The following is a 23,228-nucleotide window of genomic DNA, read 5'->3' as shown; positions in this document are numbered from 1 at the left end:
AGATTATGAAAACTTTTTTTGCTCATTATCGTACCCAAACCAAATCGCAGTTGGCGGTTGTAATAAGCCTTATTCTGGTGCTGATCCCGTTATTACTGGTACTGGATGTCTCGCTGAAACAAAGTGTCGTGATTATATTAATTACTTTATGCGCGGCATGGTTTATTAGCGGCTTACTCACGCAATCGGTCAGCTCAGGGATTCAAGCCCTTGAAACCGGATTGTTAAATTTCAAAGATGGTGAATTTTCTAGCCTACTAGCTTACGATGCGCCAGATGAATTGGGCCGCCTTTGCCACATTTACAATCAAACAGCAGACCATTTACGCCAAGAAAAACAGTGGATTTATCAGCGAGAATTAATGTTGGACAAAGTACTGCAATCTTCTCCTCAAGCCTTGGTGCTGATTGATAGCAATGATTATGTGGTGTTTAGCAACCACAGTGCTAATCGATTATTTAATAGTGAACACAAACTTGAGGGCTTACAGCGTGAAGAACTCTACAAGGCCGCTAATGAACAAATAAAACAAGCAATGGAAGCAGGCAGAGATGGTTTGTTCCACTTACAGCACGAAAAAGATGACAGTGAAACATGGCATCTTTCTACAGGTCAGTTTCTATTAAACAATCACCAACACCGCTTGTATATTTTTAAACAGCTTACGCGCGAATTGAGTCGTCAAGAAGTAGTGGTATGGAAGAAAGTGATACGTATTATTAGCCATGAATTAAATAACTCGTTAGGGCCAATGTCATCGATGTTACACAGTGGCAAGTTGTTAGCGCAAAATGTGGATGAGCCGCGATTAGGACGTGTGTTCTCAACATTGCAGGAGCGGATCAGTCACCTGAATGAGTTTGTGCAGGGGTATGGTAAGTTTGCCAAACTACCATTGCCAAAATTGGAGTTGCTTGATTGGCAAAGTATGCTGAGTAATGTGCAGCAGCAATATGCTTTTAATCTTGATGGGCACGTGCCAAAGCACCGATGTTTTGCTGATCATATTCAACTTGAACAATTGTTGATTAACTTACTCAAAAACGCTCATGAATCCGGTTCGAAACCGCAAGATATTGCGGTTAGTATTGAAAATAAACAAAGTGGCACCGTTATCAGCGTGATCGATGCGGGCCCCGGCATGAGCGAAGCAGTTATGGCAAGTGCATTAATTCCATTTTACTCAACGAAAGCCAGCGGCAGTGGTTTAGGTTTGGCGCTGTGTCGTGAAATTGCCGAAGCTCATCATGGTCAGCTCAGTTTGCATAATCGTTCAGGTGGCAAAACGGGATTAGTGGTAAACGTATTTTTACCTCATGTAAAATAAATAGATAGTCACTGAAGGTGTTAAATCACCTTTAATCTTCTTTAATCAAGGTGATTTATAACTTAGGCTGTTATTTGTATCAAAAGCATAAGCTAAACAAAATATAAACTGACCTAGGTTACAATAACTAAAATCTGTTGTTTGTCCCCAAATTATGCAGCGTGTCTCTAATCAATGGCTTCTTTTATAAAATTTTGTTAAATTTTTATGACTGGTTTAGATAAACAGCAATAAGCACGTTAAATATTACTTCCCCAGCAGGTTACCTTTGAAATTCCCGTTCACTAAATTTAGCATTTTTGTTTTTATTTGTTGGTGTTTGCCAGCCACAGCAAAAATAATATTGCACACTGATAATGCACATGACTTAGCAAGCTTTAAACAAAGTGACATGCGCAGCTTATCGTCTGAAACAAATATCTTAGCCTTAACACAGCAAACGCATAAATTACATTTTGAGTTTGTGCCACTTAAGCGTTCGTTAAAGTTTATGGCAAAAGGCCAATCGATTTGCATTACGAATAAAATCAAAACGCATCAGCGCGCTCAGCAATTTATCTTTAGTAAACCCATTAATTTGTTTTTGGGCAGACGGCTCTATCAGCTCTCAGATTTATCATCGCAAGGTATTAACGAGCCGATTAGTTTGGCTGAATTGTTTGTGCAGTATCCACAAAGACGCTTAATTGTGTCAGACCAGATTTCATACGGCGATAAATTAGATCAGCAAATTACCAAATTGCCTGAGCAAAACAAGATTGTGCGACGCGGTGCATCTCATGTGCAAGGTATACTGGATATGTTTAGTGAAAAACGCGGTGAATACGCGCTTTTTTATCCACTTGAAATGAGTGCGAGGCAGTGGCAAGAATCAACGGTAAGTTACACGGTGGCAGGCATTGAACCTTATGTTTTAGGTCGTTTAATGTGTGTAAATAACCCGGAAACAAGGCAGTTTATTGAAAAAGTGAATAAGCAAATTGATGCATTAAATCAAGACGGGGCGTTATTGCGTGCTCATCTTAAATATTATTATAGTGATTTTCATCAAGACGTCACACGCTTTGTAACTGCTGAGTTTTTAGCTCCGCACTAGTTAACCAAAATACGGGTTAAGTCGTTTGCTCTTGGCATTTTTGCTTAAAGTCTTTTTGTACAATTTCAAGCGCTTGCAGTACGGTTTTAGCATCAAGTTCATGTTGTTCTAGCAGCATTATTAAATCTACCGCTAATTGAACGTGTTTAGGCGCGTTTGCTAGGGTATTACTTTCAGTCATCACTGTTACCACGTTTTGCAACGGCAGCGGTTGCAAACTCAATCGCGTCTCTTACGCGCTGTTCCATTTCTAAGCGTTCACTTTGCGATGAATAAAACGCCATATCCACTTCAAAGCGAATGTATCGTGATGGCAATTGATTCAATGCAGTACAACAAAAATCAGCCAATGTGTCGTTGTCATACTTAGCTTCAATTTTTTGCTTTTCAATTTCGTCGATTAATAATTTTTCGTAATAATTATGAATATCGTCATGTAATTTCATGCTATTCCTTAAGATTACTTAATGTGACTGTTCTTAGTATTGCTTATATCTTAGGAATCGTCTATCCATTTGTCATGCTTAAATAAAGTTGTTTATGAACATTTACTAGGTTGTCAACATTTCGCTGGTAACCGCCACCTGACGCCGTAAAAAGAGGGAGATCATGAGATGCACAAAACGAGATCACGCTTTGTTCGCGCTGTTTTAGGCCCGCTAAACTGACGTTGAAATAGCCTAGCTCGTCGCCGCTATAAATATCGGCTCCGGCATTGTAGAGCACGATATCAGGTTGCTCTACAAGCAATGTAAGCAAGCATTGCTGTAACATGGTTTGGTATTCTTGGTCATTAGCGTGTTTATTGAGCGTAAAATCGTAATCTGAATGTTGCTTTTTGGCTGGGAAGTTTTGCTCACAGTGCAATGAAATTGTGATGATATCGTCCATCGCTTGTGCGCACACCGCTGAACCATCACCTTGGTGTACATCAAGGTCGAGAATAACAACTTTGCTTACTAGGTTGTTATCAAGTAAATGGCGCGCGGCAATTACCAAATCATTAAAAATGCAAAAGCCACTACCAAAGTTGGGGAAGCTATGGTGATAGCCGCCGCTTATTTGACTCGCGATGTGTGTTTCAAGCGCAAGCTTTGCTCCTTGAATTGATGCGCCAATTGAATAAAGCGTGCGTTCAACAAGTTGTGGCGACCACGGAAATCCCATTTTACGTATCGCTTTTGGCTCAAGAGTGCCTGTTACAAACTGCTGTACAAAAATAGGGCAGTGTACTTTGCTAATATCATCTAAACTTGCTTTTTCGGGCGTGATAAAGCGAAATTGCTCAGCCAATTCTTGCTTAATAAACTGGTAGAGCAATTGGTATTTTTCAATTGGAAAGCGATGGTTGTCGGGCAGTGATAAAGATGAGTAACTAGGATGATAGAAAATCGGTATCGTCATTATCGGTTTGATTTCTCCGCTAGTTGAATTTTTTCCTCGACGGCCGTAATGGCCTTACGGCAACGGCCCAACCTACCATGTAGCACAAGGATTTCGTTATTTAACTCTTTGGCGCGCTCAGCACTGCAGTTTATTTTTTCGTTTTGTCTAAGTTCAATCATTTCTTGTAAGCGACGCTCAAACTCATGATTCTGAGATAGTTCACGATACAACTCTTGTGATGATTGAATGATTTTTTTAACTACTTTTTTATAGCGAGTAACTGGCTTAATTTGTTGTTCTTTTTGCCAAACGCTGGTGGCTTTTAATGCAGTGATAATAGCGTCAATTTGCTGTGAAATTGACTCAAGGGCAAAACGCTGGGCATGTCTTCGTTCGCTTGAGGGAAGTGCGTCGATATTTTCAAATACTTCATTTAAGTAATCGCTTAACTTTACGCTTTTAGTACGAAATAGGTGGTGTTCAAATAAACCGTGTTGGTTTTTTACAAAGCGTTCATTTTTAAATAAATTTTGCTGGTCAAATTGTTGGCAGCTAACTTTTAAGCGCTCAACTTGGTTTTTAAGCGTTTCGACTTGTGCACTTGTTTTAAGCATAGACATCTAAAATCAATTTTATGGCTAACACAATGACAACGGTATTGAACACAGGTTTAATTAACTTGCTGCCGAATTTAATTGCCGAATGTGCGCCTATCCATGCACCGAGCATGATAAATGCGCCCATGGTTAAACCTAACATAAAATGCACATGGCCAAGGGCTATAAAGGTTGCCAGCGATACTACATTACTAATGAAGTTCATCGAGCGTGCTAAACCGCAATTAAGCAATATACCCATTTTATACAAAAAGCTGTTTGAAGCGGTCCAAAATGTGCCCGCACCAGGCCCTGCAACACCATCGTAAAAGCCAAGAATAAGCCCTTGCCAGCTTTGCTTTACTTTTAGCTGTGAGTTTTGACTTGGCAGCTGCATATTTTCTGCGAATTGGCTTTTATTAAATAAGCTATATATTGCCACCACAATAATCACCACAGGAAGCAACACGTTAAGAAACTCTTGGGTAAGAAAATCAACAATTAATGTACCAAAGATTGCACCTAGGGCAGTCGCACAGGCTGATACCAGCCAAAAACGAGGGTTAAAAAGCTTTTTTTTGTAATACGTGAAACTTGCTGTAAATGACCCAAAGCTAGCGGCTAACTTGTTGGTGCCGAGTGCTAAATGCGGTGGCAGGCCAGCGGTTAAAAGGGCAGGCACGGTTAACATACCGCCGCCACCGGCAACAGCGTCTATAAACCCTGCGGCCAATGCTGCGGAGCAAAGCACAAGCCAAGTTGTTGGCTCTAAAGCTAGTTCTATCATTAATACTCGATTTTTCGTTTGAACGGGGGCAGCGAATCTAACATGGCTTTACCGTAGCGCTTGGTAACTAAGCGTCTGTCTAAAATGGTTATTTCACCACTATCAGATTCTTTACGAAGCAGTCTACCACAGCTTTGTACTAATTTCTTTGCCGCTTCGGGTACGGTGATAGACAAAAATGGATTACCACCTTTCGTTTCGATATATTCACTTTGTGCTTGCTCTATCGGCGAGGTGGGCACTGCAAATGGGATTTTGGTGATGATTAAGTTTGTCAGTAAATCACCTGGTAGGTCTAACCCTTCTGAAAAACTTTGAGTGCCAAACAAAATTGACCCTTTTCCATTTTTAACTTTGTCGCGATGAAGCGTAAGTAACGCATCGCGAGAGGCCTCTCCTTGCAGCAATAAACTGAAGCCTTTTTTTCTGAGACCCTCTGCCACTTGATTCATTTGCCAATAAGAGGCAAATAACACCAAGTTTGCTTGATCTTTTTTAATGTAATTGGGCAGAGTTTTAATTAACTCGTCGCTGAATTCTTTATGATTTGGCTCTTTGCTGATGTTAGGAATAGTCAGCACAGCATTTTCTTTATAATCAAAAGGCGATTGCGCTTTGATGTACTTAACCCCTTCGATAGGTTTCAAGCCCGCTTCAAAAGCAAAGTGGTCAAATGAACCTAGTGCCGATAAGGTTGCGGAGCAAAGCACCGCACCTGCACATTCTTGCCATAGCTTATCGTGTAAATAATAGCCGACTTGAATAGGGCAGTCTGCTAACAGGTAATCAACGTGATTTTTGTATTCAAGTTGCTTAAGCCAGCGTGCATGGGGAGGATTTGATTGTTCGATGGACAAGTTTCCCCATAACTTAGCGAAGCCATCTAGGCGCGTTAAGTAATGCCCACTTTCAGATAGCAGTGGCTCGGCGACTTTTTTGCTCACGTCGCCATCAGACAAATCTAAGGTAAGCGCGTCGTGCATTTTGGTAAGAAACTTAAGCATGTTGTTTGATGATTGCTTTAAATCTTTCACCCAATTGCTGATACCTTTTGGTAACTGCCCTTGCTCAAAGCGGTGCACATTATCTTCGTTAAATTCAAAGTAATTATCGGCAAAAAATGTTTTCACATTTTTTAAGTCTTTTGCACTGTCGTTGATCGCGTCTGCCAGTTTAAAGTTGAGACCCGTTGCCCGTGTTGAGCTAATCGCATTAGCCATTTTTTGGTTAAATTTCGCTAGCTTATCCAACCACTCTAAAGTAGCTACTAAAGTACTTGACGCGGATGAAAAGTCGCGTGCTACTTGCGGCAAATGATGTGCTTCATCGATTACGTAAATACTGTCTGCAGGTTCAGGTAAAATAACCCCACCACCTAGTTCTAGATCAGCGAGTAATAATGAGTGGTTTACAATAATCACATCAGCTTTTGCTAAACGATCGCGAGCGCTATGAAACGGACAGTGCGCATGGCTAGCTAATTGACGCTGGCATGAGTGTTTGTCACTTTGAATTAAACGCCATACATTGTCGGAGATGACTTTCGGCCAAGTATCTCTATCGCCTTGCCATGTGCCTTTCTTATAGGCGGCTTGCAGTTGTTTTAAACTATCTTGCTCTTTTTCATTCAGTGGCGCATCGGTGGTCGCTAAAAAATTAAGCTGCGATGGGTCTTCAACAAGCGCGTTGTATAAACGCTCAGCGCAAACATAACGCTGACGTCCCTTTGCAAGCTCAAAGCTAATTTCAATACCAGAGTTCTTTGCAAAAAATGGCAGCTCTTTATTGATTAGTTGCTCTTGTAACGCAACTGTGGCGGTTGAAATGATCAGACTCTTTTTGTGCTGCTTTGCGTAAGGAATAGCACCGATACAATATGCTAACGATTTGCCTGTACCTGTGCCTGCTTCTATTACTGCAATGCGCTCTGTGCGGTGGTAATTTCCCGCTAAGGTTTTAGCGATTTCTGCCACTAAGTAATTTTGACTCGGACGTGAACGGTAATCAGGTAATTTGGCTGCAATATTAGTATGAATAGTGCGAATGGTTTTTTTTAGGGAGTCAGCCAGCATGTTAGGTCCGAGAAAAGGCGTTTTCGCGATTTTAAAGGTGCTTGTAATTAATAACAATGCAATACAGGCATTTTTTCTTTTGTTAGACTGTCGCGATAATCAAGTTTAATAATAGTTGTAATGGTAATTGAGCGTACTTTTTCTGGGTTAATTTTAACCAAGCAACAGTTTGACCGTGACGGTAAGCTGATTTTAGTGTTTTGGTTAAAGTCTAAAGAAGGCCCTGTACGCGTGGAAGTTACAGGCGAACAGGCAGTGGTATTTTGTTTATCAGAAGATGCCAAATGGTTTGCCGATGCGCTTAATCGAGAGGGGATTGCTTTTGAGCAAAAGTCGCTGCCGCTAAAACATTTTAATCAAAGTAACGTTAGCGGATTTTATTTCACTAGCTTGAAAGCTTTTTTTGCTGCAAAAGAAACAGCAAATGAAGCCGGTGTGATCCTGTATGAACAGGATATTCGCCACGCCGAGCGCTATTTAATGGAGCGTTTTATTCAAGGGCAAGCATGGGCAAAAGGGCAATATAAGTTTAGCCAGGGTGTGCATTGTTTGTATCAAGCAAAACTTGCTAAAAGTGAACAAGCGAGTTTAGCCGCGCACGAATTGACTTGTGTCTCACTCGATATAGAGTGCAGTGGGTTAGGGGTGCTCTATTCGATAGGCTTTTATAATGCGAATTACCAAAAAGTGGTAATGATAGGGCAAGGTGAAAGTCATGAGTGGTTGGAGTGGGTTGCTGATGAAACCGCCTTACTCAAACGCTTCGTTGCCATTACACAAGAATTAGACCCAGATGTGTTTATAGGTTGGAATGTTATTGATTTTGACTTTTCGATGTTAGCTAAGCGAGCAGAAGCACTGGGTGTAACGTTGTCGCTTGGACGGTTTGCAAGTCAGCTTCGAGTGACGCAATCAAAAATCAATAAACTTAATTTACCCGGCCGTATGGTACTCGATGGTATCGATATGCTGAAAAACGCAAGCTACCATTTTTCTAGCTTTCGTTTAGGGCAAGTAAGCTACGAATTACTCGGTGAAGAAAAGCTGATCCAAGGCGGCGATACGCTTGCAGAAATCGAACGCCAGTTTAAACACGAAAAACTAGCGTTAGCCAAATACAATCTGCAAGACTGTAAGCTGGTATGGGATATTTTTCAGAACAAATCGCTAATCGATTTTGCAATTGCAAGGTCCAAACTCACAGGGCTTGATTTAAACCGCCTAGGTGGTTCCGTTGCGGCGTTTACCAATTTATATTTGCCGCATTTACATCGTGCTGGGTATATCGCCCCTAATTTAGGTGACTCCCCAGTACAATTTGAAAGCCCAGGTGGCTATGTAATGGACTCACTTCCAGGGCTTTATCAGAATGTCTTGGTCCTCGATTATAAAAGTCTTTACCCATCAATTATTCGCACTTTTAAGATTGATCCCATGGGGTTAGTTGAAGGGTTAATGGAAGATGATGCGATCGAGGGGTTTAACGGCGCTCAGTTTTCACGCACTGAACATTTTATTCCTTCGCTTATCAGTCAGCTATGGCAAGCAAGAGAAGCGGCAAAAAAAGCCAAAGATGAAACTATGTCTTACGCCATAAAAATTATTATGAACAGTTTTTATGGCGTATTGGGTTCTACTGGATGCCGGTTTTATGACCCGCGGTTGTCAAGTTCGATTACCATGCGTGGTCATGAAATTATGAAAAAAACCAAGCAGTTAATAGAACAAGCTGGTTACCAAGTGATCTATGGTGATACGGATTCAACCTTTGTCTCGATAGACGGAGAAGCCTGTAAAGCAACATGTAACGACATAGGTAAGCAATTAGTTAACAAAATAAATAGCTACTGGCAGGCTGAATTGAGCGAAAAAGGTTTAGACAGTGCACTAGAAATTGAGTTTGAAACTCATTATCAGCCGTTCTTTATGCCGACATTGCGCGGTGAAACAACCGGGTCGAAGAAGCGTTATGCCGGTATTAACCAAGCTGGAGAGCTAATATTTAAAGGTCTTGAAGCGGCACGTGGCGATTGGACTCGCCTAGCGAAAGAGTTTCAGACCGAGTTGTACCAAAGACTATTTAGCAATCAAGCTGTCGATGAATACATCACACAACAGGTTAGTGCCCTTAAATCTGGCGCTTTTGATCACAAACTTGTATATCGCAAGCGCTTGGGGCAAGAGCTTGAAATGTATCGCCGTAATATCCCACCTCATGTTAGAGCAGTGTTAGATTACCAGCTAAAACACCCCGATTTTTTCATCAAACGAGGCGACTGGGTGAATTATCTTGTAACACTTGACGGCCCCGTTTACTTAGCCGAAGGCGATGTGTCAGACGTAAATCGAATCGATTATCAACATTACTTAGATAAGCAACTAAAGCCAATTGTAGAGGCGCTTGAAAAGGCGTTAATGTTAAATTTTGAGCAGTTAGTTAATGAGCAACAAAGCCTTTTCTAAAAAGTTCAAAAAAAATGTAATTTTTTGATTACAATTAAAGCTTACGAGGCTTCAGGTTTTTTTTTGTTTTAAATCAGGGTTTTATATTTTTCGTGTACCTAAAAGCGGTGTATTTCTAAGTGTGTATAAATGTGATCTAACTGAAACATCTAAGTCTTAAATGTTAAAACTTTATAAACACATGTTGACCGGTGTTTGCCCTTATGATTATTATTGCCCTCGGATAAATGAGTTTCGACTCAAAAAAATCAATCAACAATTTGTTAGATTGTGAATAAAAGTAAATCCACAAATGTGGTCCAGGGAGAAATCTAAATGTTAAATAATAAACTAGCGAAGGCGGTTCGTTTAGCGATCGCTTTCGGTGGTGCTAGCACTGCTGTGTTTGCAGCAAACGCTAATGCCGCTGAAGAACAAGCAGCTGAAGCTGTTGAACGTATCGAAGTAACAGGTTCTCGTATCAAGCGTACTGATATGGAAGGTGCGAACCCTGTAGTTGTAATTGACAGAGCGTCTTTAGACAATTCAGGTCAATTAAGCGTTTCTGACGTGTTAAACAGATCTACGTTTAACTCTTTTGGTTCAATCCAACCTTCATCTGGTAATACTGCACAAAGCCAAGCTACTGTAAACTTACGTGGTTTAGGCTCAAGCCGTACATTGGTACTTATCAACGGTAAGAAAATGCCAGGTTCACCTGTAATGGGTGGTGGTGCAGCTGACTTAAATACAATTCCTTTCGCTGCGGTTGAAAGAATCGAAGTTATGAGTGATGGTGCGTCTGCGGTTTATGGTTCAGATGCTATTGCAGGTGTTGTAAACATCATTCTTCGTGACGACTTTGAAGGTGTTCAAGTTCAAGCTCGAGCTGGTAGCCCAAGCCGTGACGGTGGTGGTGATGAGTCTTCATTCTCAATCATCACTGGTCTTTCAAATGACAAATCAAGCATTGTTTTCAGCTATGAACACGACGAACGCGATATCATTTTCGCACGCGACCGTTGGTTTACGTCTTCTACGGACGATGGTTCAGGCACTTACGGTGGTACTACTGGTTTAAGCTGGTACGGCCGTAATATCTTAGATATGACTACGTTTGAATTCAACCCGATGATTAGTGGTCAAGACTGTTCACAATACGGTGACTTATTCAGTTATCACAATGATGCGCCAGATTATCCAGCAGACGACGGCTGTCATTTCGATTATACAGCGGTATCAGCAGATGCTGCTTCAACGAAACGTGATTCAGTATTCGTAGATTACGACTATGAAGTAAGTGATAACACAACTTTTAACTTCCGTTCTCTACATGCTCGTAACGAAAGCTTTGGTCGTTACGCTCCTGCAGCAGGTTGGTTCACATTCCCTATGGACATGCCAGCTGAAAATGGTCTAACAGCAGTTAACGAAGGTGACCGTGGTTACTACCGTTTCAACAATGTTGGCGCATCACGTGATACTTGGCAAGTAAGTAACATGCAAGATTGGGCCGCTTCTTTAGAAGGTCTTACAGATCTATTTGATTGGCACGTAGATGCTCACTATAACCGTTATGACATGAACGAGTGGGGCCAAGGTTACGTTCACCGCCCAAGCGTTGAGCAAGCAATTCGTGATGGTTGGGATCCTCGTGACCCAGATCAGTCGAAGTATACAGCGCAACTTGCTGACTTAGCTGCTAACAGTAACCGTCGCTCAGGTAGTACACTTCGCGAAATCAGTGGTGGTATGACGTTCAATGAACTAGCTGACTTGGGTGCTGGTTCAGTAGCTCTTTATGTTGGCGCAAACTACAAAGAAACAACATATTATGACCAAGCGGAAGCACAAAATGAGGCTAAGAACATCATTGGTACAGCAGGTGGTTCTGCATCAGGTGACCGTGAAGAGTACGCAGTATTTGCTGAATTAGTAGTACCAGTACTTGATAGCTTAGAATTTAACTTCGCAGGTCGTTATGATGACTTTAGCGATGTTGGTTCATCGTTTGTGCCTAAGGCTTCACTTCGTTACCAACCGTTTGAATCTCTTGTTGTACGCGCATCATGGGGTCAAGGTTTCCGCGCTCCAACACTTGAAGACTTATATAAAGCACCTCAAGAATCGGCAAGTAGTGCGAAAGACGTGGTACTTTGTTCAGCAGCAGGAACTAACCGTTCAGACTGTCGTTCGCAACAGCACACGACTTACTTTATTGGTACTGAAAACCTTAAACCTGAAGAGTCTGAAAGTGTTAACTTTGGTATTGTATATAATGTAACGGACAATGTTGACGTTTCATTCGATTACTACAATATTGACATCACTAACCAAGTTTCTTCTTTATCAACTCAAGACGTATTTGATTTAGAAAACATTGGCTTACTAGGTGATCCAGAAGATCCAAATGATAACGCGCCAGGTTATGAAGGTGCAGCTGTAGATCGTGGTGGTAACCCAACGGCGCGTTCACTTCTTGTTACGGCACCTATGGCAAATATTCCTGGTTTCTCGACAGATGGTTTTGATTTCAAAGCAAATGCATTATTCGATTTAGGTGGTGCAGGTGAAATTAAGACTAACTTTGCTTGGTCAGAAGTTCTGTCTTATGAAGAGCCAGATATCATTGGTTTACCTAAGGTTAACAAGATCGGTCGTAATGGTCTTCCTGAGCGTCGTATCTCACTAGGTGCTACATGGTTATTCGAAGATCACACTCTTAATGTGAATCTTAACCATATTGCATCTCAGGCTGAAGAAACTGAAACAGACGAAACAGGTACCATCTTCACTGCAGTTGGCGAGTTAGACGATTACAATATCGTTGACTTAAACTATACATATGCAACACCTTGGAATTTAGACATTACTGCTGGTGTTAATAATGTAACAGATGAAGATCCTGTTTTAGATAGTGACTTAGGTTACGATTCAAACTTATATAGCATCGTTGGTCGTTTATACTTTGTAGGTTTCCGCTACAAATTCTAATAAGATTTAAGATGTATTAAAGCCTGCAATTGCAGGCTTTTTTTATTTGTATGGAATTGATTTAGCTAATATATATAAATTATAAAGGAGTTTTTTTGATGACTTCACATTGGAGCGAATATTGGAAGCAAGGTCATTTAACGTCATTTGGTGAAAGTTATAAAAAAACTTATACGGGGGTGTTAAAAGATCAATGGTTCCCTTTATTTTCAACTCTAAATGACGGATTTAAATGCCTTGATATTGCAACAGGAAATGGCGGGTTAGCGATTTTAGTGGATGATTTTGCATCCGTTAATAAGATAAGTGGCAGTATAACAGCGATTGATTTTGCTAAAATTAATAACCATGCGATTGATATAGCACACAAGTTTAAAAACAATATTTTATTTAGAGAGTTATTTAAAGCTGAAGATGTAGACAAATTGGATGACAATTATGAGCTAATTATTTCTCAATTCGGTATCGAATATTCTGATATAAGTGAGTCGATAATTGCATCTAAAAAGCGTCTAAGTGCTAATGGTAAGATCGGCTTAATGATGCATCATTCTAATTCTGTAATAATTCAGCGAAATGAAAGAACGCTTACGTTAGTGAGGTCAGAGGCGTTTAGAGCCTGTATGGGACATTTCATTAACCTCGTTGAATGCTCTTTTGATATAACGAGCAAAGAATCACTTAGGCTATTAAAACTAAATGGAGATGCTGAGCATCACCGACATCAATTAAATTACTTATTAAAAGAATTATTTGAATATGATGAAATGGCTGTAAAGGATACGAGCTTACCTGAATATGTATCTCAGTTTATGAAAATTGGCGTCATTTCAGACTGTCATGTTAAAAAGCAATTTATCGAATATCTTAAGACACAGATCGAAACATTAGAGAATCGTTTGTCTGAGTTGGTAGATGCGGCTTTAACATCAGATAAATTATCTTCACTTATTGAATACGCGAAGTTAAATGGATTGACCGGTACCGAACAAAGTGAAGTTCTGAATGAGTCTGGCGAAATACTAGCTTGGTTTGTCGTCTTCGAACACAGTCATATTGAATGAATTTATAATCGTTTTGTCGAGTCTATTAAAGTAAGCTTATATAAAGAAGCATGACTTTTATGCTTCTTTATATACTTATGCGTACCCAAATGCATATTTAGTCATTTAAAAACAGAATATCTTTATCAATTCAGCCTAAAAACCTTTCAATAACTTTCTACCTAGACGTTTTTTTTGAAAAAAAAATTAATTGCGTTAATTGTTAATAATTTTTTACTAAAGCCAATCTGATATGGCTATAAACTCTCTTTCTTGGACGGTATAGCGCGATTAACAAAAGCTCGAATGTAAACAGTTTGTTTATTAAATTGTTGCATTAAAGCATTTGTTTATCTTAGAGCAGTATTTTACTAAGTTTGGCTGTTGACACTCTTCTATGCATTTAGCATTATTGGTGAGTTGGTGCATTTTTTATGTGCACCATTCATGATTGAGTTTTAATCAGTTTAAATTCTAAAAAAGTAACATTACTTAATTGGTTGGGAACTATGTCTGTTAAAATCAGAAAAAGTCTTGTAGCTTCAGCGTTGGTTGGCGCGGTTGCACTTACAAGCAGCAATGTGATGGCAGATCCTTTGAAAGACATTCACAATGTTGAAGGTCAGACTATTAAGGCTGCACAAAAGTCTCAGAACAAAATCGATAACGTATTCGAGCAAACAGTTGAACTGAAAGCGGAGTATGACACTACGATTAACCAAACTGAGATCCTAAAAGTTTATAATGATCACCTAGCACGTTTGGTTGCAGACCAAAATGCTGGTATCGAATCATTAAATAAACAAATCAAAGAAATCGATACAACTAAACGTAACGTTGTGCCTTTGATGTATCGCATGATCGATACGCTTGAGCAATTCATCAAAGCGGACGTTCCTTTTGACACTGAAAAGCGTTTAGACCGTGTTGAAAAGTTACGTGAGTTAATGACTAACTCATCAGTAACGACTTCTGAAAAGTACCGTCAGGTTCTTGAAGCTTACCTTACAGAGAAAGATTACAGCACTGTTGTAACTGCTACTCAAGGTGCTATCAACCTAGATGGTCGTGATATCACTGTAGACTTCGGTCGTGTTGGTCGTATCGCTTACGTAGCTCAGTCTCTAGACCTTAAGAATGCTTGGGTTTGGAACAACTCTACGAAGCAGTGGGACAAGCTAGGTGACGAATACATCAGCCCTATTACTGATCTTATTCGTATGGCGCGTAAGCAAAAAGCTTACGATATTGTTAGCCTTCCAATCTTTGGCGCGGAGTAATCACGATGAAGAAACTATTTAAAGGTTTAGCAGTTGCTACTGTTCTTTCTGTTTCTGCAGGTGCTGCGCTAAATGCACACGCAGATACAGCTGCTCTAGATAAAATCCTTGAGCAAGTTAAGCAAGACCGTATCTCGTCTGGCAAAATTAACAAGCAACGTGAGCAAGAGTTCTTATCAGCTCGTGCTGACAAGCAAGCGTTATTAAAGAAAGCTCAACGTGAACTAGCGGCTGAAGAAGCTCGCGGTGATCGTCTTAAGAAGCAATACGCACAAAACGAAGCGACACTAGCGTCTAAAGAAGCAGAACTAGAAACTGCGAAAGGTACGCTTGGTGAAATGTTCGGTGTTGTACGTCGTGCTGCATCTGAAACAATCGGTTCAATCGAAGCGTCACTAGTTTCTGCTGAAAAGCCAGGACGTGAAGAAGTTCTTCGTTCTCTAGCTGCTGCTAAAGAACTACCAACTACTCGCGAACTAGAAGAGCTTTGGATTGGTCTTCAAACTGAAATGACTGAGTCTGCGAAAGTATCATCTTTCGAAACTACAGTTGCTCAGTTAGACGGTTCAGAAGTTAACGCAAAAGTTACACGTATTGGTAACTTCAACCTTATCTCTGATCAAGGTTACTTAATTTACCACCCAGAAACTAAGCAAATCCAGCCGCTAGGCCGTCAGCCTGATGGTTACGTATTGTCTTCTGCTGAAGCGCTACGTGCTACTCCAGCTGGTTCTTACACTGGTTTCTATACAGATATCACCCGTGGTTCAATTCTACGTCTAAACACGCAGAAAGCGACTCACGAAGAGCGTTTCCACCAAGGTGGTACAGTTGGTTACCTAATCGCAGTACTACTAGTTATTGGTTTCATCATCGCGATTATTCGTCTTGCTGACCTTACACTAACTACTGGTAAGATCCGTTCACAGCTTAAGAATCTTAACACACCAAACGAAAACAACCCGCTTGGTCGTATTCTTAAAGTTTACCAAGACAACAAGTCAGAAGATGTTGAAAACCTTGAGCTTAAGCTTGATGAAGCGATTCTACGTGAAACGCCACGCATCGAAGCTGGTGTTAACATCATCAAGATCTTCGCAGCTATCGCACCTCTAATGGGTCTATTAGGTACTGTTGTAGGTATGATCGAAACATTCCAGCAAATCACGTTATTCGGTACAGGTGATCCGAAGATCATGGCTGGTTCAATCTCAATGGCACTAGTAACTACTGCTCTAGGTCTAATTGCGGCACTACCGCTAATCCTAGTTCACGCTATCGTTGCAAGCCGTTCTAAGTCTGTACTACACATCCTAGATGAGCAAAGCGCTGGTATTATTGCTGCTCACGCGGAGAAGGAGAAAGCCTAATGCTAGTCCTGATGGAGATCTGGGAATCTGTCAGGGATTTTGTGGCTACAGGCGGCCAGGTACTATATGTGGTCGCAATAGCACTCTTTCTTATGTGGGTATTAATGATTGAGCGCTATTGGTTCCTGACCAGCGTGTTTCCTAAAATGAAAAAGGGAATCATCGCTAACTGGGACGCCCGCCAGGACACTACGTCTTGGTATGCACACAGAATCCGTGAAGCATGGATTTCTGAAGCGTCTGAGAAATTAGATGAGCGTATGTTGTTGATCAAAACATTAGTAGCTGTATGTCCACTTATCGGCTTATTAGGTACTGTAACGGGTATGATCGCGGTTTTCGAAACCATGGCTACCCAAGGTACTGGTAACGCACGCTTAATGGCATCAGGTATTTCAATGGCGACGATCCCAACAATGGCTGGAATGGTTGCAGCACTATCAGGTGTATTCTTTAGCACACGTCTAGAAGCGAAAGCGAAGATGGCTAAGAATAAACTTATCGATAGCTTGCCGCATCACTAGAGAGAGATTTGAATATGGCACGTAATAAACGTATTCGTGAAGAAGATGACGCAGCGGTAGATATGACACCGATGCTAGACATCGTTTTCATCATGCTTATCTTCTTTATCGTAACAACGTCATTCGTTAAAGAAGCCGGTATTGAAGTTAACAAACCAAAAGCAGCACAAGCTACCAAGAAGAAAAATGCAAATATCTTTATTGCAATTCGTGGTAACGGTGAAGTTTGGATGGATAAGCGCCAAGTAGATGTAGAACGTGTATCTGCGAACATCGAGCGTCTATTAGCTGAACAACCTACTGAAGTCGTGATTATCCAAGCGGATAAAGAAGCGAAGCACGGTGTGGTTATGAAAGTTATGGACCAGATCAAGGCTACTGGTGACTACCTGAAGATTTCAATCGCTGGAGAAAAGTAATGATTCGTTTTCTGTTTTCACTGATTGCAGGTGGGGCAGTTACTTTCGGCTTATTTTATTTCATGGCGTTCTTGATTTCTGGCGGCGATAAACGCGCCGCTAATGACCAAGAGCAGATTGTAGTCGAAATTATGACGAATCCGCCTGAATCAAAGGTGCAGGAGAGGAAGCGTGTACCGCCTCCGCCTCCGCCGCCACCTAAGCAGCCGCCTAAACCGCAGCCGCCACAACCTGATAATTCGAGTAATAACAACTCAGGATTACAGTTTAATATGCCATCAATTGATGTTGGTGGTACGGCAGGTGGTCTAGATGGCCCAGGCGCATTTGGCCGAGATGGTGATGCTACACCAATCGTTCGAATTGAGCCTAAATATCCGCCACAAGCTGCGCGTGATGGTAAAGAAGGTTGGGTACAACTTCGCTTTACAATCGATGAAGTAGGTGGTGTAACTGATATTGAAGTAATTAACGCTGAACCGAAACGTATTTTCGACCGTGAAGCAAAACGTGCTTTACGTAAATGGAAATACAAGCCTAAGATTGTTGATGGTAAACCACAACGTCAAGCAGGCATTGAAGTTCAACTTGATTTCAAACTTGACCAAGGTTAGGAGGCAGTATGAAAACTTTATCTAAAGTGACCGCGCTTGCCTTATTAATTTCACTTGGTGGTGCAGTTTATTCTGCACCAACTTTGGCGAAAGCAGATCCTGCGAAGATTGAAGAACGCAAGAAACGCAAAACCAAGGTGATGGGTGAACGTACTGGTAAAAAAGTTGTAAAAGCATTTGATGTATACAACGGCGACCAGGAAAAGGGAATCGAGGGCGATGTAGCTGGTGCGCTTCAAATGATGAAGGAAATTGAGCCTTCAGATGAGTTTGATAGAGCACAAGTTAACTACTACATGGCGCAAATGAGCTACCAGCTTGAAAAGTTTGACGACGCAATTCGTCTTGCTAAAGCGGCAGCTAAGCCAGATGTTCTTAACTTTAAAGACCAAGCAACTGTAATGAAGCTTATTGCAGACTTACAGCGTCAAGAAAAACAGTATAAAGATGCTCGTGATTCTTACTACGCTTGGATGGATTTTACGGGTGAAGAAGACGCAAAAGTGTATTTAGCGATTGCATCAATTTACTACGAAACCAAAGAGTATAAGAATATCATTGCTCCGGCAGACCGTGCAATTGAGCTATCTAAAAAAGAGCCAATAAAAAGTGCTTACGACCTAAAAGTTGGTGCTTATGTTGAGCTTAAGCAGTTCAATAACGCGGTTAAGACAAGTGAAGAGCAAGTTAAGATTTGGCCAAATGAATATAAACTTTGGACACGTTTAGCATCGTTCTACATGCAGCAAGAAGACTATAAAAAAGGTCTGGCAGCTGCGAAGGTTGCAGAGCGTAATGGTGCGCTAGAAACAGCAAACCATTTTAAATTCCTAGCAAGTTTGTATTCACTTAACGAAATGCCTTACCAAGCAGGTGTTACACTTGAAAAAGCGGTAAAAGCAAAGAAAGTTAAGAAAGACAAATCTACGGTTTCGACACTAGGTGCATATTTCCATAATGCTAAGCATTATAACAAAGCAGCTAAGTTCTACATTGAAGCAGCTGATTTCGATAATGACTCTGAGTTATATCGTAAAGCAGGCTCAATGTTCGTAACGAGCGAAGACTATGCACTAGCGGTTAAAAACCTTAGCAAAGCACTTGAGCTTGGCAATAAAAAGAAAGGTCAGATCCACTTAGACCTTGCAGAAGCATACCTTCAGCAAGAAAAGTATAAGCTGGCTTATCAAAATGTTCGTAAAGCGATAGATTATCCGCAAACGAAGAAATTTGCTAAGAGCTGGTCTCAGTATATTAAAGACAAAGCGATCCGTAAGGGCGTTAAAATTTAATAGCTGAACGCGCACAAAAAGCCCCAATAGGGGCTTTTTTAATGCCTAAAATTTATCGTCTATTTTCGGCAATTAAATGTTGAATCGCGCAATCAGATTAATTCACAAGCTCGTCACATAAAATGCACCTGCTGTAGTGGTTTTTGTCGAATATCGACATCAATATGCCACTTGTTCGCTACAACACGGCACGCAGCGCTAACTCTACTCACTACAAAACAGCGCCGATTTTCCTTTCATGAAGCCGTTTCAAATGCTAGTGAATGGTATATGTTTCTAGTTGATACGCATTAATACCACTTTGCTCTGCATAATGAAGAGCGGTAATTGTCTTTTCAAAAATTGCACCAGGTTCAATAGTAAGCTCTGGCTTCACGTTCACGGCGCCAATGCTTAAGTTACAGTGCAATAAGCCCAACTTCTCTTGCTCCAATAACGCGTTTTGAATGCGGGAAACAATCACTTTAGTACCTTCGGTATCGAGTCCAAATAACCCCATTGCAAAGCAATGCTCGTTAAAGCGACACGTAATATCGGTGCTGCGTAGAGTTTGCTCGGTCAGAATATTACCTACTTGAATTAGTTTTGCTTTTTCAGTCTCAGAAGTGGTTCTGATATGTGGATTAAATAATAGAATAGACAAACTATCGTTATCACGTATTAACCTATGCCATTCGCGGTTAAAAATTTCCATAAAGTATGCTTGGTTGTATAATCCAGTTTCCGTATCGCGAAATGAGGCGTTTTGAAAAGAAAAAATCATAAGCGCTCTCCAGATTACCATCTCTTTTAAGGTTAGATTAAATTGATTAAATTTACGCAATTATTACTACCAATTTGTTTCGCTTTTTTATTATTTGGCTGCGATGATGCCTCAAACAGCCGCTCAGAGGCCGAGTTAGTAACGTCTTTAAAGCAGCTTAATACGTTGCTTTACCCGTCACAGAGCGAACCTAACGACGTTTTGTGGCCTATGAGCGACCGTTATTTAACGCAAAGAGATAGTCTATTTAAACAATTATTGCGAGCATCCGAAAAACCTCACCCAGAAGCCCAGTTGCTGGCGATAGAGCAGCGCTTTACCGAACGTTTCTTTCCTTGGCCGTACAATGCCAATCCGATATTAAATTATTTACAGAGCGCGTCTCATGTTGAAGGTGACGACCTCGCAGGCTTTATCGCCTTTAGTCAGCAAAAAATGAGCAATGCCTATCAAGACAAAGTTCGTCTCAGTCGCTTTGAGCTAAACGCGCTGTTACGCGAACTAGCTAGCGCGGAACAACAGCTAGAACCATTCCCAGCAACAAAAGCCGCATTGGCTGAATTTGAAAGCTATTTAAAAGATTACTCACCACGTAGAAGCCCTGGTATTGGGGCGTTACCTAATGGTAAAGATTGGTATCAAGCACGTTTAAATTATTTTACCAATGCGGCTCAAAAACCTGCGGATGTGTTAAATCGTCTGTTAATAATTAAGCAAAGTGTAAACAGCGAACCACAATTTATGATTTGTTTTACAAGCGCAAAATGCGCTAATAACTCAGGTTTAGACTGGCGTACAAAATACAGTGATCGCCGCGCTGAATTTGCAGTTGTGCCTTTTGGTAAAGAACAAGCGGTAATTGCAGAAGTTGATTTCGGTATTCATGCGCAGGCATGGAGTAGTGAGCATGCACTTACTGTGCTAACCAAGCAGTTAGAGATTGATGAAGAACGCGCTAATCGTGTACTAGCAAAAATATTACAAGAGCCAGCGCTTGCGATGGTAAATATCCCATTAGGCTAACGCCTAATGGGAACATGCTTTACAGCGTTGTGTTGCTGGGTCGTTATCGAGTAACTCTAATTCAATAGGCTCTTCACAGTCTGCACAATAGCCATATTGGCCAATTTCAAATTGTGCAATTGCCGCCTCCAACTGAATTAATCGACTCAGTTTAGGTTCATGATTTAATAGAAAGTGCTGTTCCAGAAAGTCTGGCCAATCGCTATAGTTAATAGCATGTAAGTCATTAACAATTGCGGGCTGAACTTGTCCATAATGTTCAATTACCTCTTTGCGTAACGCTTCCAATTCTACTTCAAGCCTACGTTTGAATAACTCAAGTGACACGGTCATTCTCATTCCCCTTTTTATTCCTAGCACCTAAGGGTGCAATATTGAATTATAGGGACTTGATAAACGCGCGATATGATATGAATCAACAAGTAGTAACTTTGTTACTCGCCTGTAAAATTTTATCGAGCACTTCTTGACTCGATTTAAGTCGTTTTATTTCTTCAAAAAAGAGGTTTGCATCGGTGTATTGCAGTTTTAAATAGCCAAGCCACTGTTTTGTGCGACTGGCGAAGTAACGTTCACTGTTACCGCCATCACAATGCATTGATGAGTCAATTATATGATGTAGTATTTGCTTCCACGATAATGCAGTGTAATGTTCGCCATTGCGCTTGCTGACAATTTCAGCTGCCAGATCGGGCTTTGCCAACACACCACGACCTAGCATCACATCATCACAGCCACTGCGTTGTTGGCACAATCTATAATGGTCAAAATTCCACACCTCACCGTTGGCAACGACATTGATATCAGAGGTAGTTTTGAGTGGTTTTATTTTTTCCCAATACGCAGGAGGGCGGTAGCCGTCACGTTTTGTTCTTGCATGAATCGCGATACTTGAGGCGCCGGCACTGCAAACAGCATCAAAAATTTCTTGGCTTTGAGAACAGTCATCAAAACCAAGGCGAACCTTAGCTGATACCTCATCATCCACAGGCACCGCATCTCGCACAGCTTTTACAATTTGATAAATTTGCTCTGGCTCTTTGAGTAGTATTGCGCCGCCTTTACTTTTATTGACGGTTTTTGCAGGACAGCCAAAATTCAAATCAACACCGTGAGAACCAAGTTCAACTGCACGCTGTGCATTTTCTGCAAGCACATTTGCGTGTTGTCCCAGTAATTGAATGCGCACAGGGGTGCCAGATTGGGTTTTTCCCTGATTGTTTAACTCAGGGCAGTATCGATGAAATACACGAGCAGGTAATAATGCATCAACAACACGGATAAATTCAGTAACACACAGGTCAAATCCACCAATATCGGTGAGTAATTGTCGCATATGGAAGTCAACAACACCTTCCATCGGTGCCAAAATCAGTTTCATTGTAACCCGTGTAATAGCTATCTCGGCGGCGATTTTAACGAGCTTATGAGCGAAACACTATTATTTTTTTTATTACAAGGCTAAACTGATATTGCTCAATGGGTTAGCTGTACCATAATGAGATTTACAAAACGAATTGATCAAAAAATTTTAATTTATTTGAAAGAATATTTTTAAAAGCTAGGTCATTTTAAACAATCAAGTAAACGTAAAACGAGACAACTATGAAAACACTTAATAAAAATTCAGTAGCTTTAACAGTAGGTGCAGCAGTGATTGGTGCATCAAGCCTAGTTTCTATAGCGGCAAACGCTAACCCTTTCCAAGTTACCGCAATGCAATCTGGCTATATGCTTGATGCTGGCGAAGGCAAATGTGGTGAAGGTAAATGTGGCGGCGACAAAAAAGCTGAAAAAGAAGGCAAGTGTGGCGAAGGTAAATGCGGCGGCGACAAAAAAGCTAAAAAAGAAGGTAAGTGCGGCGAAGGCAAATGCGGCGGCGACCACAAAGCTAAAAAAGAAGGCAAGTGTGGCGAGGGTAAATGCGGCGGCGACAAAAAAGCTAAAAAAGAAGGCAAGTGCGGCGAAGGTAAATGCGGTGGCGACCACAAAGCTAAAAAAGAAGGCAAGTGCGGCGAAGGTAAATGCGGCGGCGACAAAAAAGCTAAAAAAGAAGGTAAGTGCGGCGAAGGTAAATGTGGCGGCGACAAAAAAGCTAAAAAAGAAGGTAAGTGTGGCGAAGGCAAGTGCGGCGGCCACAAGTAATTAGTTAACCCTATTTCAGGCTAACTAGTCAAAAGGCCAGCTTAGCTGGCCTTT

General features: G+C 41.0%; 22 protein-coding genes. 13 read left to right on the top strand and 9 right to left on the bottom strand.

What is annotated here, in order from left to right; genetic code table 11:
* Window positions 1-5: 5 nt before the first annotated feature.
* Entirely contained in the window at window positions 6-1,328 is a 1,323-nt protein-coding gene (locus tag PSPO_RS09190; protein ID WP_010559739.1) for a sensor histidine kinase, read from the top strand.
* Window positions 1,329-1,671: 343 nt separating this feature from the next.
* The gene (locus PSPO_RS09185) at window positions 1,672-2,424 is read left to right on the top strand and encodes a type 2 periplasmic-binding domain-containing protein (RefSeq protein ID WP_148665236.1); all 753 of its coding nucleotides are present in this window, start codon (window positions 1,672-1,674) and stop codon (window positions 2,422-2,424) included.
* 16 nt (window positions 2,425-2,440) lie between these two features.
* Here PSPO_RS09185 and PSPO_RS09180 read toward each other — a convergent pair whose 3' ends face one another.
* From PSPO_RS09180 to dinG, 6 genes are all read right to left on the bottom strand, one after another.
* Window positions 2,441-2,605, bottom strand: a complete 165-nt coding sequence (locus tag PSPO_RS09180) for a YbaM family protein (RefSeq protein WP_010559741.1) — start codon at window positions 2,603-2,605, stop codon at window positions 2,441-2,443.
* Entirely contained in the window at window positions 2,598-2,870 is a 273-nt protein-coding gene (locus tag PSPO_RS09175) for a late competence development ComFB family protein (protein WP_010559742.1), read from the bottom strand. Before PSPO_RS09175 ends, PSPO_RS09180 begins: the two co-directional genes overlap by 8 nt.
* Before the next feature lie 61 nt (window positions 2,871-2,931).
* Window positions 2,932-3,828, bottom strand: coding sequence for a histone deacetylase family protein (locus tag PSPO_RS09170; protein ID WP_010559743.1), 897 nt, complete (start codon window positions 3,826-3,828; stop codon window positions 2,932-2,934).
* Window positions 3,828-4,424: a primosomal replication protein gene (locus PSPO_RS09165; RefSeq protein ID WP_010559744.1), complete on the bottom strand. Its 597-nt coding sequence runs from the start codon at window positions 4,422-4,424 to the stop codon at window positions 3,828-3,830. Before PSPO_RS09165 ends, PSPO_RS09170 begins: the two co-directional genes overlap by 1 nt.
* Complete coding sequence (locus PSPO_RS09160; RefSeq protein WP_010559745.1) at window positions 4,417-5,193, bottom strand: sulfite exporter TauE/SafE family protein; 777 nt, start codon at window positions 5,191-5,193, stop codon at window positions 4,417-4,419. Before PSPO_RS09160 ends, PSPO_RS09165 begins: the two co-directional genes overlap by 8 nt.
* Window positions 5,193-7,265 carry an ATP-dependent DNA helicase DinG gene (dinG, locus tag PSPO_RS09155; protein WP_010559746.1) on the bottom strand — a complete coding sequence of 691 codons (2,073 nt, stop codon included), beginning with the start codon at window positions 7,263-7,265 and terminating at the stop codon, window positions 5,193-5,195. Before dinG ends, PSPO_RS09160 begins: the two co-directional genes overlap by 1 nt.
* A gap of 120 nt (window positions 7,266-7,385) precedes the next feature.
* Here dinG and PSPO_RS09150 point away from each other — a divergent pair, with 120 nt between their 5' ends.
* From PSPO_RS09150 to PSPO_RS09110, 9 genes are all read left to right on the top strand, one after another.
* On the top strand, window positions 7,386-9,728 hold the full coding sequence (locus PSPO_RS09150) for a DNA polymerase II (protein ID WP_010559747.1): 2,343 nt from the start codon (window positions 7,386-7,388) through the stop codon (window positions 9,726-9,728).
* A gap of 315 nt (window positions 9,729-10,043) precedes the next feature.
* Window positions 10,044-12,701, top strand: a complete 2,658-nt coding sequence (locus tag PSPO_RS09145) for a TonB-dependent receptor plug domain-containing protein (RefSeq protein ID WP_010559748.1) — start codon at window positions 10,044-10,046, stop codon at window positions 12,699-12,701.
* A 98-nt stretch (window positions 12,702-12,799) separates the two neighbouring features.
* Window positions 12,800-13,765: a hypothetical protein gene (locus PSPO_RS09140; RefSeq protein ID WP_010559749.1), complete on the top strand. Its 966-nt coding sequence runs from the start codon at window positions 12,800-12,802 to the stop codon at window positions 13,763-13,765.
* A 488-nt stretch (window positions 13,766-14,253) separates the two neighbouring features.
* Entirely contained in the window at window positions 14,254-15,024 is a 771-nt protein-coding gene (locus PSPO_RS09135; RefSeq protein WP_010559750.1) for a DUF3450 domain-containing protein, read from the top strand.
* A 5-nt stretch (window positions 15,025-15,029) separates the two neighbouring features.
* Window positions 15,030-16,394, top strand: coding sequence for a MotA/TolQ/ExbB proton channel family protein (locus PSPO_RS09130; RefSeq protein ID WP_010559751.1), 1,365 nt, complete (start codon window positions 15,030-15,032; stop codon window positions 16,392-16,394).
* Window positions 16,394-16,918: a MotA/TolQ/ExbB proton channel family protein gene (locus PSPO_RS09125; RefSeq protein WP_010559752.1), complete on the top strand. Its 525-nt coding sequence runs from the start codon at window positions 16,394-16,396 to the stop codon at window positions 16,916-16,918. The genes PSPO_RS09130 and PSPO_RS09125 overlap by 1 nt, the downstream gene beginning before the upstream one ends.
* A gap of 14 nt (window positions 16,919-16,932) precedes the next feature.
* Window positions 16,933-17,337 (top strand): ExbD/TolR family protein, encoded by a 405-nt coding sequence (locus PSPO_RS09120; protein WP_010559753.1) that lies wholly within the window; start codon window positions 16,933-16,935, stop codon window positions 17,335-17,337.
* Window positions 17,337-17,951 carry an energy transducer TonB gene (locus tag PSPO_RS09115; RefSeq protein ID WP_010559754.1) on the top strand — a complete coding sequence of 205 codons (615 nt, stop codon included), beginning with the start codon at window positions 17,337-17,339 and terminating at the stop codon, window positions 17,949-17,951. The genes PSPO_RS09120 and PSPO_RS09115 overlap by 1 nt, the downstream gene beginning before the upstream one ends.
* 8 nt (window positions 17,952-17,959) lie before the next feature.
* Window positions 17,960-19,243: a tetratricopeptide repeat protein gene (locus PSPO_RS09110; protein ID WP_010559755.1), complete on the top strand. Its 1,284-nt coding sequence runs from the start codon at window positions 17,960-17,962 to the stop codon at window positions 19,241-19,243.
* 256 nt (window positions 19,244-19,499) lie between these two features.
* On the opposite strand, the gene PSPO_RS09105 is transcribed toward PSPO_RS09110, so the two are convergent.
* Entirely contained in the window at window positions 19,500-20,006 is a 507-nt protein-coding gene (locus PSPO_RS09105) for a nucleotidyl cyclase domain-containing protein (protein ID WP_010559756.1), read from the bottom strand.
* Window positions 20,007-20,048: 42 nt separating this feature from the next.
* Here PSPO_RS09105 and PSPO_RS09100 point away from each other — a divergent pair, with 42 nt between their 5' ends.
* Window positions 20,049-21,029, top strand: a complete 981-nt coding sequence (locus PSPO_RS09100; protein WP_010559757.1) for a DUF885 domain-containing protein — start codon at window positions 20,049-20,051, stop codon at window positions 21,027-21,029.
* Between the two features lie 3 nt (window positions 21,030-21,032).
* Here PSPO_RS09100 and PSPO_RS09095 read toward each other — a convergent pair whose 3' ends face one another.
* Both PSPO_RS09095 and PSPO_RS09090 read right to left on the bottom strand, forming a co-directional pair.
* On the bottom strand, window positions 21,033-21,362 hold the full coding sequence (locus PSPO_RS09095) for a TraR/DksA family transcriptional regulator (RefSeq protein ID WP_010559758.1): 330 nt from the start codon (window positions 21,360-21,362) through the stop codon (window positions 21,033-21,035).
* Between the two features lie 82 nt (window positions 21,363-21,444).
* On the bottom strand, window positions 21,445-22,410 hold the full coding sequence (locus PSPO_RS09090) for a tRNA-dihydrouridine synthase (protein WP_010559759.1): 966 nt from the start codon (window positions 22,408-22,410) through the stop codon (window positions 21,445-21,447).
* Between the two features lie 224 nt (window positions 22,411-22,634).
* Between PSPO_RS09090 and PSPO_RS09085 the strand changes: the two genes are divergently transcribed.
* Window positions 22,635-23,174, top strand: coding sequence for an HvfA family oxazolone/thioamide-modified RiPP metallophore (locus PSPO_RS09085; RefSeq protein ID WP_010559760.1), 540 nt, complete (start codon window positions 22,635-22,637; stop codon window positions 23,172-23,174).
* The last annotated feature ends 54 nt before the right edge of the window (window positions 23,175-23,228 follow it).

This window comes from Pseudoalteromonas spongiae UST010723-006, assembly GCF_000238255.3.
Lineage (GTDB): Bacteria > Pseudomonadota > Gammaproteobacteria > Enterobacterales > Alteromonadaceae > Pseudoalteromonas > Pseudoalteromonas spongiae.
The sequence above is the reverse complement of the archived record's forward strand: the minus strand, read 5'-3'. Positions and strand labels throughout refer to the sequence as shown.

Coding starts and splice junctions, on each gene's coding strand:
- PSPO_RS09190 (WP_010559739.1), top strand. CDS start 6: ATGAAAACTTTTTTTGCTCATTATCGTACCCAAACCAAATCGCAGTTG.
- PSPO_RS09180 (WP_010559741.1), bottom strand. CDS start 2,605: ATGACTGAAAGTAATACCCTAGCAAACGCGCCTAAACACGTTCAATTA.
- PSPO_RS09175 (WP_010559742.1), bottom strand. CDS start 2,870: ATGAAATTACATGACGATATTCATAATTATTACGAAAAATTATTAATC.
- PSPO_RS09170 (WP_010559743.1), bottom strand. CDS start 3,828: ATGACGATACCGATTTTCTATCATCCTAGTTACTCATCTTTATCACTG.
- PSPO_RS09165 (WP_010559744.1), bottom strand. CDS start 4,424: ATGCTTAAAACAAGTGCACAAGTCGAAACGCTTAAAAACCAAGTTGAG.
- PSPO_RS09160 (WP_010559745.1), bottom strand. CDS start 5,193: ATGATAGAACTAGCTTTAGAGCCAACAACTTGGCTTGTGCTTTGCTCC.
- dinG (WP_010559746.1), bottom strand. CDS start 7,265: ATGCTGGCTGACTCCCTAAAAAAAACCATTCGCACTATTCATACTAAT.
- PSPO_RS09150 (WP_010559747.1), top strand. CDS start 7,386: ATGGTAATTGAGCGTACTTTTTCTGGGTTAATTTTAACCAAGCAACAG.
- PSPO_RS09145 (WP_010559748.1), top strand. CDS start 10,044: ATGTTAAATAATAAACTAGCGAAGGCGGTTCGTTTAGCGATCGCTTTC.
- PSPO_RS09140 (WP_010559749.1), top strand. CDS start 12,800: ATGACTTCACATTGGAGCGAATATTGGAAGCAAGGTCATTTAACGTCA.
- PSPO_RS09135 (WP_010559750.1), top strand. CDS start 14,254: ATGTCTGTTAAAATCAGAAAAAGTCTTGTAGCTTCAGCGTTGGTTGGC.
- PSPO_RS09130 (WP_010559751.1), top strand. CDS start 15,030: ATGAAGAAACTATTTAAAGGTTTAGCAGTTGCTACTGTTCTTTCTGTT.
- PSPO_RS09125 (WP_010559752.1), top strand. CDS start 16,394: ATGCTAGTCCTGATGGAGATCTGGGAATCTGTCAGGGATTTTGTGGCT.
- PSPO_RS09120 (WP_010559753.1), top strand. CDS start 16,933: ATGGCACGTAATAAACGTATTCGTGAAGAAGATGACGCAGCGGTAGAT.
- PSPO_RS09115 (WP_010559754.1), top strand. CDS start 17,337: ATGATTCGTTTTCTGTTTTCACTGATTGCAGGTGGGGCAGTTACTTTC.
- PSPO_RS09110 (WP_010559755.1), top strand. CDS start 17,960: ATGAAAACTTTATCTAAAGTGACCGCGCTTGCCTTATTAATTTCACTT.
- PSPO_RS09105 (WP_010559756.1), bottom strand. CDS start 20,006: ATGATTTTTTCTTTTCAAAACGCCTCATTTCGCGATACGGAAACTGGA.
- PSPO_RS09095 (WP_010559758.1), bottom strand. CDS start 21,362: ATGACCGTGTCACTTGAGTTATTCAAACGTAGGCTTGAAGTAGAATTG.
- PSPO_RS09090 (WP_010559759.1), bottom strand. CDS start 22,410: ATGAAACTGATTTTGGCACCGATGGAAGGTGTTGTTGACTTCCATATG.
- PSPO_RS09085 (WP_010559760.1), top strand. CDS start 22,635: ATGAAAACACTTAATAAAAATTCAGTAGCTTTAACAGTAGGTGCAGCA.